At 74.9% G+C, this 17783-nt stretch carries 1 protein-coding gene; it reads left to right on the top strand.

Annotated features, from left to right (window positions below; translation table 11 throughout):
- Window positions 1–147: 147 nt before the first annotated feature.
- On the top strand, window positions 148–17718 hold the full coding sequence (locus tag ACIBZJ_RS20470) for an amino acid adenylation domain-containing protein (protein ID WP_395932297.1): 17571 nt from the start codon (window positions 148–150) through the stop codon (window positions 17716–17718).
- Window positions 17719–17783 lie beyond the last annotated feature (65 nt).

Below are 17783 nucleotides of genomic sequence, written 5' to 3' on the forward strand. Positions count from 1 at the left end.
AACGACCTGACCAGCGGGACGACTTCCGGGGCCGGCTACTGGCGGGAGTTGCTCGCAGGCACGGTGTCGGAGCACCCGCTCCCGCTCGACGTCCACACCCCGGGCGCCGAGCGGGAGTTCGGGTCGGTCGCCGGGCCCCTCCCGGCGATGGCCGAGGACTCGGTGCTCGCGGCGATCGTCGCGGTGCTCGCGCGGTACGGTGCGGCGCCCGACGTCCTGTTGCTGGGGGAGCTGCCGCTGCGGGTCCCGGTGGACCTGTCGGCCGACGGGTTCGGTGACCTGACCCGCCGGGTCGCGGACGCCCGGGCGCGGGCACGCGCGCACGCGGCGCCGCTCGCGGAGATCCTCGGCGCGGTCGGCCCGGACGTCCTGTCCAACGTCGGGTACGGCGACGACCCGGACCCGCGGGCCGACCTCTGGTTCGGCTCCACCGAGGAGTCCCTCACCGTCCGGTACGCCACCGACGTGCTGTCCCCGGCCGCGGCCGAACGGATCCTCGGGCACGTACGGACGCTGCTCGCCGACGGCCGGGCGCGACCGGACGTGGTCGCCGGGCGGCTCGCGCTGCTCTCCGGCGACGAGTACGCGCAGGTCGTGGACGGCTGGAACACGACGGCGCACGAGGTGGCGGCCGGCACCGTCCCGGCGCTGTTCGCGGCCAGGGTCGCGGCCGCCCCGGACGCGGTGGCGCTCGTCGTCGAGGACGTGTCGCTGACCTACCGTGAACTCGACGAGCGGGCGAACCGGCTGGCCCACCTGCTGCGCGGGCTCGGCGTCGGGCCGGAGCGGTTCGCCGGGCTCGCACTGCCCCGCTCGGCCGACCTGATCGTCGCCGAGCTCGCGGTGCTCAAGGCCGGCGGCGCCTACCTGCCGCTCGACCTCGACTACCCGGCCGAGCGCATCGCGTACATGCTCGACGACGCCGCGCCGGTCGTCGTCGTCAGCGTGGAAGCACTGGCCGGCGCGCTGCCGGAGGGGACGACGGTCGTCGCACTCGACGACGGGGCGACCGCGGACGCGCTGGCGGCGCAGCCTCCGACGGCACCGGTGGTGCCGCTGGCGGTGCACAACGCGGCGTACGTGATCTACACCTCCGGCTCGACCGGACGCCCGAAGGGCGTGGTGCTGTCGCACGCCGGGGTCGCGAAGCTGCTCGCGACCGGCATCAAGAAGTTCGGCCTCGGGCCGCACAGCCGGGTGCTGCAGTTCGCGTCGCCGAGCTTCGACGTGGCGTTCTTCGACCTCTGCCTGGCACTGCTGTCCGGCGGACGGATGGTGCTGGTGCCCTCGTCGCGCCGGGAACCGACGGATGCGCTGGCGTCCTACGCCCGCGAGCACGGCGTCACGTTCCAGATCCTGCCGCCCGCGCTCCTCGCCGCCCTGCCTGCCGAGGCGCTCCTGCCGGAGGGGTCGACGCTGCTGGCGGGCACCGAGCGGATCTCGCCCTCGCTGGTCGAGCGGTACGCCCGCCGTCACCGGATGTTCAACGCCTACGGGCCGACCGAGGCGACCGTGAACTCGACGCTCGGGCTCTGCGACGCCGACGTCGGCGGGTCGTCGGTGCCGATCGGCCACCCCGACCCAGGGACCCGCGCGTACGTGCTGGACGCGGCACTGCAGCCGGTGCCGGTCGGCGTGCTGGGCGAGCTGTACCTGGCCGGCGACGGGCTGGCCCGCGGGTACCTCGGACGCCCGGGACTCACCGCGGCGCGGTTCGTCGCGGATCCGTTCGGCGGCGGGCGGCTGTACCGGACCGGTGACCTCGTCCGGCGGCGAGCGGACGGGCAGCTCGACTTCGTCGGGCGCTCGGACGACCAGGTGAAGATCCGCGGCTACCGGATCGAGCTCGGCGAGGTCGAGGCCGCGCTGGCCCGGGACCCGCAGGTGGCGCAGGTCGCGGCGACCGTGCGGGAGGACCGGCCCGGCGACCGGCGGCTGGTCGCGTACGTGGTGCCGTCGGCGGTTTCGGCCGAGGACTCCCGGGTCGACCAGTGGAAGGAACTGCACGAGCGGCTGTACTCCGCGCGGGCGGGCGAGGAGGCGGGGGAGGACTTCACCGGCTGGAACTCCAGCTACGACGGGCGTCCGATCCCGGTCGAGGAGATGCGGGAGTGGCGGGACGCGACCGTGACGCGGATCCGGGCGCTGCGGCCCCGGCGGGTGCTGGAGCTCGGCGTCGGCAGTGGACTGCTGCTGCACCGGCTGGCGCCCTCCTGCGAGGAGTACTGGGGGACGGACCTGTCGGAATCCGCGATCGAGGGGCTCCGGCCGCAGGTCTCCTCCGGCCGGGTCTTCCTGCGGAACCAGCCGGCCGACGACGTCAGCGGGCTGCCGCGCGGGTACTTCGACACGATCGTGCTCAACTCGGTGGTGCAGTACTTCCCCGGCGTCGAGTACCTGACGACCGTGCTGCGGCGGGCGTCCGAGTTGCTGACCGGGGACGGCGTGATCTTCGTCGGTGACGTCCGCAACCTGCGGTTGCTCCGGACGTTCCGCGCCGGGGTGGCCCGGGCGCGCGGCCTGGATCCGGCCACGGCCGTCGCGCAGGATCTCGCCTGGGAAAGCGAACTGCTCCTCGATCCGGACGCTCTGCCGCGCCTCGCCGCGACGCTGGGCCTGGTCGCGGACGTCGAGATCAGGCGTGGCCGGGGCGCGAACGAACTGACGCGGTACCGCTACGACGCCGTGCTGCGGCGCGGAGCGTCGGCGGCGCCGGTCGACGAGGTGGCCTGGGCCGGGAACCTCGACGCGGTGCTGTCCACCGGGCCGGTCGCCGTCCGGGTGACCGGCATCCCGAACGCCCGCCTGGAACCGGACCTCGCCGCCCTGGCGTCGATCGACGGCGGCCACGCGCCGACCGGCGTCGACCCGGAAGACGTCTACGCCGCCGGGAACCGGCACGGATACGTCACCCGGGTGACCTGGTCGGCCGAGGCCGCCGCCCTGGACGCGCACTTCGTCCGGCCGACGGCGGCCGTCGATCCGTCGGACGCCGCGCCCGAGTCGCCGGCCGCCGTGCCCTCGGCGCCGAGTGATTCCGGCGACCGTCCGATGGCGAATCGGCCGGCGGCGTTCCGGGACGTGCCGACGTTGCTGCGGCGCCTGCGCGAGCGGGCCCGCGAGTGGCTCCCGGAGCACATGGTGCCCTCGGCGTTCGTGCCGCTGCACGAGCTCCCGGTCACCGGCAGCGGCAAGGTCGACCGCGCCGCGCTCCCGGCCCCCGACCGCACCGCGCTGAGCACCGGCGTCGCCCCGCGCAGCGCCCGCGAAGAGCTGCTCTGCACGCTCTACGCCGAAGTCCTCGGCCTCCCCCGGGTCGGCATCGACGACGACTTCTTCGCGCTCGGCGGCGACAGCATCATCGCGATCGACCTGGTCGTCCGGGCCCGCCAGGCCGGGCTCGCGGTCCGGCTGCGGGACGTGTTCTCGCTGCGTATGGTGGCGGCGCTGGCCCCGGCCGCGGCACCGGCGACCGACGCCGCTCCGGCCGCCCTGCCGGACGCCGTCGACGAGGACACCCGCGCCCAGCTCGCCGACGAACTGCCCGGCCTGGCCGAGGTCCTGCCGGTCACGCCGCTGCAGGAGGGCTTCTACTTCCACGCACTCGTCGACGGCGCCGACACCGGCACGTACGTCGTCCAACTGGTGGTGGAGCTGGACGGGGAGGTCGACGCGGACCTGCTGCGCGCAGCGGCCCAGACGGTGCTGGACCGGCACGCGCCGCTGCGGGCGGCGTTCCGGCAGCGTCCGGACGGACGTCTGGTGCAGGCGATCGTCGACGGTGTGGAGCTGCCGTGGCGGGTCGTGGACCTGTCCGGACCGGACGAGAGCGCGCAGCGCGCCCGGCTGGCCGCGGAGGCCGACGCCGAGCGGTCGCGCCCGTTCGACCTGAGCCGACCGCCGCTGCTGCGGGCCCTGCTGCTGCGCCGGGACCCGGGGCGGAGCTGGCTGCTCGTGCAGTTCCCGCATGTGGTCGCCGACGGATGGTCGGTGTCGGTCGTGCTGCGCGACCTGTTCGCCGCCTACGGCCGGCCGGCCGCCCTGGCACCGGTGACGCCGTACCGGTCGTACCTGGCCTGGCTCGCGTCGCGGGACTCGGACACGGCCAGGGAGGCCTGGCGGTCGGCGTTGTCCGGGCTCGAGGGGCCGACGCGGCTGGTGGGCGTCGCGGCCCGTCCGGTGCCCGCGCGGGCCACGGAGGTGCGGGTCGCGTTGTCCGCCGAGCTCACCGCCCGCCTCGGAGCGCGGGCGCGGGAACGCGCGCTGACGCTCGGCGTCGTCGTGCAGGGCGCCTGGGGCCTGGTGCTCGGTCACCTGACCGGACGGTCGGACGTCGTGTTCGGGACGACGGTGTCCGGGCGGGCCGCCGAGGTGGACGGGATCGCCGACCTGGCCGGCCTGTTCATCAACACGGTGCCGGTGCGGGTGCGCTGGTCGCCGTCGGAGCGTCTGGGAACCGCGCTGAGCCGTCTGGCGGCCGAGCAGGCCGAGCTGCTCGACCACCAGCACGTGGGCCTGGCCGAACTGCAGAAACTCGTCGGGACCGACGAGCTGTTCGACACCGTCGTGGTGCTGGAGAACTATCCGGTGGACGCCGGCCTCCGGGACGCTTCGGGGACGGTCACGCTCGCCGGGCTCGACTACCGGGACGCCGGGCACTACCCGCTGGCGCTGATCGCGGTGCCGGGGGAACGGCTCGAACTGCGGTTCAAGCACGACGCGGCCAGGGTGGACGCCGGGTTCGTGTCGCGGGTCGCGGAGTCGTTCACCCGGGTGCTGGAGGCGGTCGCGGACGCCCCGGAGCGTCCGCTCGGGCGGCTCGAGCTGCTGCCGGCGGCGGAGCGGTCGTCGCTGCTGTCGGCGCTGGCCGGTCCGGCGGCACCGGAGCCCGGCACCGTGCTGGAGCTGTGGAACGCGCAGGCGGGTTCCACGGCGACGGCGGTGATCGACGGAGACCGCACGTTGTCGTTCGCCGCGCTCGACGCCCGGGCGAACGCGCTGGCCGCGACGCTGCGGGCGCGGGGCGTGGGGCCGGAGACCGTGGTCGGGGTCGCGGTTGCGCGCTCGCTGGACCTGCCGGTGGCGCTGCTGGGCGTGCTGAAAGCGGGTGCCGCCTACCTGCCGCTCGACGTGTCCCTGCCGGAGGACCGCCGCGCCGCGATGCTCGCCGAAGCGGGTGCCGGGTTCGTGGTGACGCCCTCCGATCTGGACGATTCGGCCTCCGTCGGATCCGTCGACGCACCCGCACCGCACCGGGACAACGCCGCGTACCTGCTGTTCACGTCCGGATCGACCGGGCGTCCCAAGGGCGTGCTCGTGCCGCACGCGGCCGTGGCGTCGCAGCTGGCGTGGGTGCAGGAACGGTTCGGCCTGACCGCGGGCGACCGGGTGCTGCACCACCTGTCGATCGGGTTCGACCCGGCCGCGCTGGAGCTGCTCTGGCCGCTCACCGCCGGTGCCGCCGTGGTACTCGGCCCGCCGTCGGCGACCGGGGACCCGGCCGCGCTGGTGCGCCTGGTGGAGCGGCACGGCGTCACCACGATGGTGCTGGCGTCGTCGCTGCTGCCGCCGCTGACCGAGGCGGTCGGGGACCGCCCGACCACGCTCCGGCGGCTGCTCGTGGGCGGGGACGCGCTGGCCGGGCCGGTGGCGGCGCGCTGGGCCGCGCGGACCGGGGTTCCGGTCACGAACCTGTACGGGCCGACCGAGACGACGATCCAGGTGACGTCGTCCGACGCCGCCGCGGATCCGGACGGGCCGGTGCCGATCGGGCGGGCCGTCGCCGGGATGCGGCTGTACGTGCTGGACGAGGCCCTGCGGCCGGTGCCGCCCGGCGTTCCCGGAGAGCTGTACGTCGCGGGCCGCCAGCTCGCGCGCGGGTACGCCGGGGCGACCGGCCCGACCGCGGAACGGTTCGTGGCGGATCCGTTCGGGCCGGGACGGATGTACCGGACGGGTGACCTGGTCCGGTCCACTGCGGACGGGGTACTGACGTACCTGGGGCGGACCGACCGGCAGCTCAAGGTGCGCGGCAACCGGGTCGAGCCGGGCGAGATCGAGGCGCATCTGCTCGCGATCCCGGCGATCGCCGAGGCGGCCGTCGCCGCCCCCGGCGGCCACCGCCTGGTCGCGTACCTGGTCCCCACCCGCGAGGCCGGTGCCGCCCGCGAGGCCGAGCCGGACCGGGACGCCGGCGGCGGGATCGATCTCGACGGCGTGCGTACGACGCTGGCGGCAGTGCTGCCCGCGGCGTTCGTGCCGGACGTGTTCGTGCTGCTGGACGCCCTGCCCCGGACCCCGGGCGGCAAGCTCGACCCGGCCGCGCTGCCGGAGCCGGCTCCGGTCGGGGCCGCGGCCGGACGGGCACCGGCGACCCCGGGCGAGGAGCGGTTCTGCGCGATCTTCGCCGAGGTCTTGGGGCTGCCCGCGGTCGGACCGGACGACGACTTCTTCCGCCTCGGCGGCGACAGCATCCAGTCGATCGCGGTCGCGAACCGGGCCGCGATCACCCCGAGGGACGTGTTCACCCACCGCACCGCGGCCGCGCTGGCCCTGAGCGTGGAGACTCCGGAGGACCCGCCGGTCGACGAGGAGCGCGCGGGAGACCTGGCGCTCACCCCCGACGCGCATCGACTGCGCGAACGGGGGGCGCTCGACGCCGCGTTCGTCGTGCGGGTCGAGGGCGGCGACGCGACGGCGATCCAGACGCTGCTCGATCGGCACGACGCCCTGCGGCAGCGGCTCACCACGATCGGGGGCGTGCTCTGGTCGCTGGAGGTCCGGCCCGTCGGGGCGGTACGCGCGGACGACGTGATCGGGCACCCGCTCGACCCCGGGGCCGGGCGGATGATCGCGCTCGACGGCGACCGGCTGTCGGTGCACGCGCTGGCGGCCGACGAGGCGTCGGTCGTCGTGCTCGCGGCGGAACTCGGCGCGCTGGCCCGCGGGCAGGTGCTGCCACCGGCGGCGGCGTTGCGCCCGCGGGTGCGGGCGCTGGTCGACGCCGCCCAGGGCGGTCTCGCCGACCTGCCCCGCTGGAGGGAGACGCTCGCTCCCGGCGCGGAGCTGGCCCCGGGGGTCGCCCCGGGCGGTGTTGAGGAATCGGCGTCGTTCGTCCGCCTCGCCACCGACGTCACGACGCTGCTCACCGCGTTGCGCGCCGCGGCCGGTCGCGACCTGCTGGTCGACGTCCGCGTCGCGGACGACGCCACGCCGGCCGGCCCGCTGGGCGCGCCGGTCGGGCCGTTCGGTTCGACCCGCCCGGTCCGGCTCACCGCCGACGCGCCGGCCGGAGAGCCGGGCGACACCTACGACCTGCTCCGCTACCTCAACCCGCAGTCCGGCCCCCTGCTCGCCGGGCTGTCCGCGGCCCAGGTCCTCGTCGAACGGATCCCCGACGCGTCCTGGCTGGCCCGCCCGCTCACCGGGTCCTACCTGCTCCGCGTCACGCTGCTCGGCGACACCGTCACCCTGCACTGGGACACCGCGCTCCCGGCCGCCGACGACCTCCGCGCCGCGTTCACCGCCGCCCTGCCGGAACCCCCTCTGCCGGAATCCGCCGTGCCGGAGGCCGCCCTGGCGGCGGAAACCGCCGCTGGCGGCTTCGGCGTCCTGGCGCGCCTGGAGCTCTCCGACGACGACAGTGCGCTGCTGCGCGCACGCAGCGCCTACCCGATCGACGACGTGTGGCCGCTCAGCCCCCTCCAGGAGGGACTGTTCTTCCACGCCGGCTTCGACACCGGCGCGGTCGACGTCTACACCGCCCAGGTCGCGTTCGACGTCGACGGCGGTCTGGACGCCGACCGCCTCCGCGCCGCCACGGCCGCCCTGCTCGCCCGCAACCCGGGCATGCGCGCCGGGTTCACCGCCGACGGCCTGCCGCGCCCCGTCCAGTTCGTCACCCACGACCCCGAACCCCCGCTCACGGTCGTGGACCTCTCCGGCCTGTCCGACCGGGCACGCGACGCGCGCATCGCCGCGCTGCTCGCCGACCACCGCACCCGGCGCTTCGACCTGGCGGCGCCCCCGCTGTTCCGGATCCTGCTGATCCGCTCCGGCGACCGGGACCGCCTGGTCCTCACCCACCACGTCCTGCTCTGGGACGGCTGGTCGGCGCGCATCGTGCTCGAACAACTCTTCGAGCTCTACACGACCGGTACCGCGAGCAGCCCGCCCGGCTCCTACGGCGACTACCTCGGCTGGCTCAGCACCCGCGACACCGACGCGGCCCGGTCCGCCTGGCGCGAGGCGCTCGCGGGCCTCGCCGAACCCACGCTGGTCGCCCCGGGCGCCCGCACCGGCAGCGTCCCGGCGCTGCCCCGGCGCCGCCGGGCCGACATCCCGGCCGAACCGCTGCACTCGCTGGCCCGCACCACCGGGGTCACGCTCAATACGATCCTCAACGTCGCCTGGGCCGTCGTGCTCACCGGCGCGGTCGGCCGCACCGACGTCGTCTTCGGGACGACGGTCGCGGGCCGCCCGGCCGAGCTCCCGAACGTCGGCCAGGCGGTCGGTCTGTTCCTCAACACCGTGCCGGTGCGGGTCGCGTTCGACCCGGCCGAGACCGTCACCGACCTGCTGCGCCGCGCGCAGGCCGAGCGCGCAGCGCTCATGCCGCACGAGTACCTCGGCCTGGGTGACGTCCAACGCGAGGCCGGCCGGACCGACCTCTTCGACACGCTCTTCGCGTTGCAGCACGTCGGCGGCGACAGTGACATCGCCCGGTACGGCCTCACCGAGGTGGCCAGTGTGGACGCCACCCACTACCCGCTGACGCTGGTGGTGTCCCCGGGCGAGCGGCTCGGCATCACGCTGGCCCATCGCCCCGACGCGGTGCCCGGGCCGACCGCGGCCGCGCTGCTGGCCCGCTTCACGACCGTCCTGGAGCGGTTCGCCGCCGCTCCCGCCACCCGGCTCGGGCGCCTCGACGTGCTTCCGGCCGCCGAGCGTGCCGCGCTCGCGGCCCGGGCCGGCTCCACCCGGCACGCGCTGCCGCCGGAGACGGTCGCCGACCTCCTCGGCGCCCAGGCCGTCCGCACCCCGGACGCGACCGCGCTCGTCTTCGGCGGGACGACCCTCAGCTACGCCGGCCTCGACGAGCGCGTCAACCGGATCGCCCGCTTCCTGCTCCGCGCCGGTGCCGGTCCGGAGCGGATCGTCGCGCTCGCGCTTCCGCGCTCGGCCGACATGGTCGCGTCCCTGTTCGCGGTGCTGCGCACCGGCGCGGCCTACCTGCCGCTGGAACTCGACCATCCCGACGCCCGGCTGCACGACATGATCGCGGACGCCGCCCCGGTGGCCGTTCTGACCACGGCGGACGTGGCGCCGAGGCTCCCGGGCGAGCCGTTGGTCCTCGGGGCGCTCGACGACGTCCCGGGCGGCCCGATCAGCGACGACGAGAACCCGGCGTTCGCGTCCGGAATCCCCGACCGGCTGGACCACCCGGCGTACGTGATCTACACCTCCGGGTCGACCGGCAAGCCGAAGGGCGTCGTGACGCCGTACCGCGGCCTGACGAACATGCAGCTCAACCACCGCGAAGCGATCTTCGCGCCGGCCGTCCGCGCCGTGAACGGCCCCAGGGACTCGGCGGCCGGGGGCCGTCGCCTGCGGATCGCCCACACCGTGTCGTTCGCGTTCGACATGTCGTGGGAGGAACTGCTCTGGCTGGTCGAGGGCCACGAGGTGCACGTCTGCGACGAGGACCTGCGGCGGGACGCCCAGGCGCTGGTCGCGTACTGCGACCGGCACCGGATCGACGTCGTGAACGTGACCCCGACCTACGCCGACCATCTGATCGGCGAGGGGCTGCTCGCGTCCGGCGAGGGCCGGCACCGGCCGCCGCTGGTGCTGCTCGGCGGCGAGGCGGTGTCGGAACCGGTCTGGCACCGCCTGCGCGACACCGTCGGGACGTCCGGCTACAACCTGTACGGGCCGACCGAGTACACGATCAACACGCTCGGCGGCGGGACGCGCGACTCCGCGACGCCGACCGTCGGCCGGGAGATCTGGAACACCAGCGTGTATCTGCTGGACCCGTGGCTGCGCCCGGTGCCGGACGGGTGCCCGGGTGAGCTGTACATCGCCGGAGCCGGGCTCGCCCGCGGGTACCTGCGCCGTCCGGGCCTGACCGCTTCGCGTTTCGTCGCCGACCCGTTCGGTGGCGGCCGGATGTATCGCACCGGTGACCTGGCCCGCCGTCGTCCGGACGGGAACATCGACTTCCTCGGGCGCACCGACGACCAGGTGAAGATCCGGGGATACCGGGTCGAGCCCGGCGAGGTCGAAGCGGTGCTGGCCTCGCACGCCGACGTGGCCAGGGCGGCCGTGGTGGTGCGGGGGACCGGCGACGGGCGGCGGCTGGTCGGGTACGTGGTGCCGACCGAGCAGGCGTCGGCCGGCGACGAGGACGAGCAGGTCGCCGAGTGGCAGCAGGTGTACTCGGACGAGTACGACGAGATCCCGACCGCGCTGGTGCACGAGGACTTCTCGGGCTGGGACTCGAGCTACGACGGCCGGCCGATCCCGCTGGACGACATGCGGGAGTGGCGGTCGGCCACGGTGTCGCGGATCCGGTCGTTGCGCCCGCGGCGGGTGCTGGAGATCGGGGTCGGCAGCGGTCTGCTGATGTCGCAGCTGGCCCCGGACGTGGAGGAGTACTGGGGGACCGACTTCGCCGCGCCGGTGATCCGGAAGCTGCGGACGGACCTGCCGGCCTCCCTGACCGGCCGGGTGCACTTGCGGCACCAGCCGGCCGACGACGTCTCGGGGCTGCCGCGCGGGCACTTCGACACGGTCGTCATCAACTCGGTGATCCAGTATTTCCCCAGCGTGGAGTATCTGGTCACGGTACTGACGCAGGCGCTGGACCTGCTGGTGCCGGACGGAGCGGTGTTCGTCGGGGACGTCCGGAACGTGCGGCTGGCACGGGTGTTCCACACCGCCGTGCAGAGCGTGCGGTCGGGGGACGAGCCCGAGCGGCTGCGGCGGGCCGTCGAGCGGGCGTTGGTGCTGGAGAAGGAGCTGCTCGTCGACCCCGACCTGTTCGGGATGCTTCCGGCGCGGGCGTCCGTCCTGGTCAAAGCCGGGCACCACCACAACGAGCTGACCCGTTACCGCTACGACGCGATCCTCCACAAGGGTCAGGCGACCTCGCTGGCCGACGTGCCCTCGGTGGCTTTCGACGGTCTCGCCGCCGCCGGCCGGGCGATCCGCTCGGCCGGCCGGGTGCGGATCACCGGGATACCGAACGCGCGGCTCGCCGACGAGCCCGGTTCGGACGCCGTGGCCGGCGTCGAGCCGGACGACCTGGTCGCGCTCGGCGAGCGGCTGGGCCGCCGGGCCGTCGTCACCTGGGCGCCGGCGGGCGACGGTTCCCTGGACGCGGTGTTCACGACCGGCGAGGGCCCGTTCGTCGACGTGGCCCGCCGGTTACGGCCGCACGGCACGCCGGGCGATTGCGCGAACCGGCCGGCCGCGGCCCGGGGCGCGGCGGCGCTGGTCACGCGGGTCCGGGAGTACGTGAAGGGCCGGGTGCCGGACTACCTGGTGCCGTCCGCGATCGTCCCGCTCACCGACCTGCCGATGACCGTCAACGGCAAGCTCGACGTCGCCGCGCTGCCCGACCTGGACGCGCCGACCGCAGGCTCCGGCTCCGGACGCCCGCCCGCGACGGCGCTGGAGTCGACCCTCTGCGCCCTGTTCGCTGACGTCCTGGGTCTCGGCGACGTGAACGCCGACGACAACTTCTTCGACCTCGGCGGCCACTCGCTGCTCGCGACCCGCCTGGTCGGGCGGGCCAGGGCCGCACTCGGCGCCGAACTGTCCATCCGCGACCTGTTCGAGGCTCCGACCGTCGCGGAGCTGGCCGGCCGGGTCGGCGACGCCGCCGACGGCAACCGCCCGCGCCTGACCCGGTACCCGCGCCCCGCGCGGCTCCCGGCGTCCCCGGCCCAGCAGCGCCTCTGGTTCCTCCAGCAGCTGGACCCGGACTCGGCGGCGTACAACTTCCCGCTCGTCGCCCGGATGCGCGGCCACCTGGACGTCGCGGCGTTGACCGATGCCCTGCACGCGGTGATGGCCAGGCACGAGTCCCTGCGCACGCTGCTGGTGGCCGACGAGGACGGCGTCCCGTACCAGGTCGTCGTGCCCGCCGACCAGGCGCGCCCGGCCGTCGTGGTGGGCGGCGGAGACCTCGCGGCGCACGCGGCGCGACCGTTCGACCTGGCCTCGGAGCTGCCGGTCCGGATGGTCGTCGAGCCGATCGCCGACGACGAGCACCGCGTGCTCATCCTGCTGCACCACGTCACGACCGACGAGTGGTCCGACGGGCCGTTCCTCCGCGACCTCGCGACCGCGTACACCGCGCGCCTGGCCGGCACCGAGCCGGTCCGGCCCGGCCTTCCGGTGCAGTACGCCGACTACACGCTCTGGCAGCGCGACCTGCTCGACGCGGTCTCGGACGAGCAGCTCGCGTTCTGGACCGAGACCCTGCGGGACGCACCCCAGCGCCTCGACCTCCCGTTCGACCGCCCGGGGACGCCCGCCCGACCGGTCGCCGAGCTCACCGCGGAGGTTCCGGCCGAGACGGCGGCGGCGCTCAAGCTGCTCGCCCAGCAAACCGGTACCAGCCTGTTCATGGTCGGCCAGGCCGCGGTCGCCGCCCTGCTCCACCGCCTCGGCGCCGGCACCGACATCCCGCTCGGCGCTCCGATCGCCGGCCGCACGGACGAGCAGCTCACCGACCTGATCGGGTTCTTCGTCAACACGCTGGTGCTGCGCACCGACGTCTCCGGTGACCCGAGCTTCGGCGACCTGCTCGGACGCGTCCGCGCCGCCGACCTGGCCGCGTTCGCCGCGCAGGACGTCCCGTTCGAGGCCGTCGTGCGGGCCGTGAACCCGGAGCGGTCCGGCGTCGACAACCCGCTGTTCAACGTCATGGTCGTCTACCGCAACCGGTCCGACGCGGTCCTGGAGATGCCGGGGCTGACCGTCACCCCGGAGCCGCAGACGACCGGCACGGCCCGGTTCGACCTGGTCTTCGCGTTCCTCGAGGGCGACGACGGCGGCCTGCGCCTCCTGCTCGAGTACCGCGCCGACCGGTTCGACGCGGAGACCGTGAGCGCGCTGGCCGCTCGTCTCACCCGCCTGCTGGCCGCGGCCGCGGCCGACCCCGGGATTCCGCTCGGCGCGATCGACCTGCTCGACGACGCCGAGCGCGCCCAGGTGCTGGGCACGTTCAACGACACCGACCGGATCGTGGACGAGAAGACGCTGCCGCAACTGTTCGCCGCCCGCCGCGCCGAGACCCCGGACGCGATCGCGGTGGTCGACGCCGACGGCGAGACCACGTACGCCGAGCTCGACGCGTCCTCCGACCACCTCGCCGGACGGCTCGCCGCCCGGGGCGTCCGGGCCGGCGACGTCGTCGCGCTCGCCGTGCCGCGCGGCACCCCGATGGTGGCCGCGATCCTGGGCGTCCTCAAGCTCGGAGCGGCCTACCTGCCGCTCGACCTGGCCCACCCGGCCGACCGCCTCGCGTACCTGCTGGCCGACAGCGCGGCGACACTGACGATCACGCACTCGAGCGTCCGCGGCCAGGTACCCGGCGGCCCGGTGCTCCTGCTCGACGACGACGAGACGCCGGGGCCGTGGCGACCGGAACTCCCGCCCGGACTGGACCACCCCGCCTACGTCATCTACACGTCCGGCTCGACCGGGGCGCCGAAGGGCGTGGTCGTCACCCACGAGGGTCTCGCCAGCCTGGCGGCGCTGGCCACCGACCGGATGGGCGTCACCAGCAGCAGCCGGATCGCGCAGTTCGCGTCGGTCGGGTTCGACGTGTTCGTGTTCGACCTGACCCAGGCGCTCACGGTCGGCGGGCGGCTGATCCTCTTGCCCGAGGACGTCCGGGTCGCCGACCACCCGCTCACCGACTTCCTCGCCGCGACCGGCGCCACCCACGCGATCCTGCCGCCGTCGCTGCTCTCCGCGCTGCCCGCGGACTGTGCGCTGCCGGACGGCATGGTCGTGCTGGTCGGCACCGAGACGGTTCCGCCGTCGCTGATCCGCCGGCTGACCCGGCGTCAGCGGGTCTTCGGGGCGTACGGGCTCACCGAGGCCACGGTCAACTCCACGCTCTGGGAGGCCCGGCCGGGCTGGGACCAGCCGGTACCGATCGGCCGGCCCGACCCGAACACCCGCACCTACGTCCTGGACGAACGCCTGCGCCCGGTGCCGGTCGGCGTGGTCGGCGATCTGTACGTCGGCGGACGCGGCCTGGCCCTGGGCTACCTCGGACGCCACGCGCTCACCGCGGAGCGGTTCGTCGCCGACCCGTTCGAACCCGCGGCCCGGATGTACCGCACCGGCGACCGCGCCCGCTGGCGCCGCGACGGGAACCTCGACTTCCTCGGCCGCGACGACGACCAGGTGAAGATCCGCGGTTACCGCATCGAGCTCGGCGAGATCGAGGCCGCGCTCGGCGCCTGCGAGGGCGTCACCCAGGCCACGGTGATCGCGGAGAAGACCGGAACCGTCACCCGGCTGATCGGATACGTGAGCGGGGATCCGTTCCTGACCGGGCCGGCGCTCCGCGCCGAGGTGGCCGGGAAGCTGCCCGACCACATGACCCCGGCCGCCGTCGTGGTGCTCGACGGGCCGCTGCCGCTCACCCCGAACGGCAAGCTGGACCGCAAGGCGTTGCCGGCTGCCGAGTTCGGCACCGGAGGCCGCGCACCGGCGACCGGACGCGAAGAGGTCTTCAGCCGGATCCTCGCCGACCTGCTGCACCTTCCTTCGGTCGGGGTGGACGACGACTTCTTCGCGCTCGGTGGCGACAGCATCATCGCGATCCAGCTGGTCAGCCGGGCGCGCCGGGCCGGGCTGCGGCTCAAGCCGGCCGCCGTGTTCACCGGCCGGACGCCGGCCGGGCTGGCGGCCGCGGCGACGGAACTTCCGCCGGAAGCCGCGAGGCACGAAGCCTCGGTGCGCGCCGATCTGTTGACGCTGACGCCCGGGGAGCGCGACGAGGTCACCCGATGGGGCGGCACGGAGATCCTGCCGCTCGCCCCGTTGCAGGAGGGCATGCTGTTCCACGCCCGCCTCGACCCCGAGGGCACGGACGCGTACCTGGTGCAGGTCTGGCTCGACCTGCCCGACGGCGCCGATCCGGCCCAGGTCCGCCGGGCCGGCCAGGCGCTGCTCGACCGGCACGCGAACCTCCGCTCCGCGTTCCGGTACCTGAGCGCCACCGGCCGGCCGGTCGCGGTGGTCCACGACCGGGCCGAGCTGCCGTTCACGATCTACGACCAGGGCTTCGCCCACGCGAGCGCCGCCGAGCGCGAGCGCTTCGACCTCGGGCAGGCGCCGCTGATCCGGATGGCGGTGGCCGGGAGCAAGCTGCTCGTCACCCACCACCACATCCTGCTGGACGGCTGGTCCGGTCCGCTGTGGATCGGGGAGCTGTCCGCGCTGTACCGCGGCGACGCATTGCCGCCGCCGGTGCCGTTCCGGGACTTCCTCGGCTGGCTCGCCGCCCAGGACGCCGACGCCGCCCGGGCGGCCTGGGCCGAGGAGCTCGCCGGCCTGCCGGAGTCCCGCGGTCTGCTCGCCCCGGCCGACCCCGGCCTGCCCCCGGTCTGGCCCGAGACCACGATCAACCGGCTCTCCGAACAGGCCACCCGGGCGCTGGCGGCGCTGGCCCGGACCAGTGGGATGACCGTCGGCGCACTGATCAACGCGGCCTGGGGCATCGCGCTGAGCCGCCTGACCGGCCGGGACGACGTCGTGTTCGGGTCGACGCACGCCGGGCGTCCGGCCGACCTGCCCGGGATGGAGGCCATCGTCGGGCTGTTCATCACCACGTTCCCGGTGCGGGTCCGGAGCGGCCCCGGCACCACGTTGCGCGACGTCCTCGACCAGATCTGGGACGCCCAGACCCGGCTGGCCGAGCACCAGTGGCTCGGGGTGGGGGAGATCCAGCGCGCGGCCGGACGCCGGGAGCTGCTCGACTCGGTGGTGGTGATCGAGAACTACCCGACCGAGGCCGGCGAGGACGCGGTGATCCGTCCGGCCGGCGGTGACGACGCCACGCACTATCCGCTCTGCTGGGACGTCAAGATCGAGGATCGGCTCAAGGTCGGGGCGCAGTACCGTCCGGATCTGTTCGACGCCGAGGAGATCGGCGGGATCATGCACGCGTTCCTCAGCGTGCTGGAGGCGTTCGCGGACGACCCGGACCAGCGGGTCGGCGCGCTCGATCTCGCGCGCTACCGCGGACCGGCGCGCGAGCTGCCGATCGAGGCCTCGCCGCCGCGCGCGGACGCGACCGTCTTCCGATCGCTGTACGAGGAGGTGCTGGGACGGCCGGTCGGGCCGGACGAGGACTTCTTCGCGCACGGCGGCGACAGCGCGCTCTCGATCCGGCTGGTGCTGGCCGCACAGCGGCGGGGTCTGGCGATCTTGGTCCGGGACGTGTTCCGGTTGCGGACCCCGGCCGCGCTGGCCGCGGCCGCCGCTCCGGTGGAGACGGTCGTGCCGGCCACGCCGATCGTGCGATGGTTCACCGAGGCGGGAGGCGGCGACGGGTTCAACCAGTCCGTCGTCCTGCGTACGCCGGTCGAGACGGACGCGACGCGGCTGAGCGCCGCGGTGCGGGCGCTGGTGGACCGGCACGACGTGCTGCGGGCCCGGTTCGACGGGAGCAGCCTGCGGATCCGGCCGATCGGGTCGGTGGACGTGACGGTGCGGCGGGTTCCGGCGGTGGGCCTGCCGGCGGGTGAGCTGCGGGACCGGGTCGGCGCCGAAGCCCGAGCCGCCCAGGAAAGGCTCGACCCCGCGGCCGGGACGATGGTGCAGGCGGTGTGGTTCGACGCCGGCCCCGAACCCGGCCGGCTGCTGCTGATGCTGCACCACCTGGTCGTGGACGGGGTGTCCTGGCGGATCCTGGTCCCCGACCTGGCCACCGCCCACGACGGTGAGGCGCTGGAGCCGGTCGGCACGTCGTTCGCCGACTGGGCGGCGGCGCTCCGTCCCGTCCCGGCCGAGCTGCCGTACTGGCGGGAAGTCGTCGCCGGGGTCGGCCCGACGCCTTCGTCCGGAGTAGCCGAAACCGGGGAAATCCGGATCACGCTCGAGCCTCGGGAGACGGCTCCGCTGGTGGGGCGGGCCCGCGACCGGCTGCTGGCGGCGTTCGCGGCGGTACTGGACGGGGCTCCGTTCGTGCTGGAAGGCCACGGACGCGAGGAGGACGCGGTCGACCGTCCCGTCGAGCTGTCGCGGACCGTCGGGTGGTTCACGTCGGTGTATCCGGTGCGGCTCGATCCGGGCACCGGTCCCGGGCGGCTCGACCGGGTCGCCGAGGCGCTGGCCGCGATCCCCGGCAACGGCCTCGGCTACGGCCTCCTGCGCTACCTCGACCCGATCGCGGGCCGGGAACTCGCCGGGGCGGGCCTTCCGGAGATCCAGGTGAACTACCTCGGCCGCTTCTCCGCCCCGGACGCGACCGACTGGTCGTTCGCGCCGGAGATGGACGCCGCCGCCGCGCACGCCGCCGATCCGCGGACGGCCCCGGCCTACCCGATCAGCGTCACGGTCAGCATCGAAGACCGCTCCGACGGCCCCACCCTGACCGCGACCTGGGTTTATACCACTGACCGGGCCGCCGACGCCGCCCACCTCGCCGACGCCTGGCTCACCCACCTGCGCGAGGAAGGCTGAACCGCACGAGCGATGGGCGGGACATCACCCGAGAGGCCATGAAACACTTCCGCGCAGTGACGAGA

Source organism: Cryptosporangium sp. NPDC051539, assembly GCF_044454545.1.
Taxonomy (GTDB): Bacteria; Actinomycetota; Actinomycetes; order Mycobacteriales; family Cryptosporangiaceae; genus Cryptosporangium.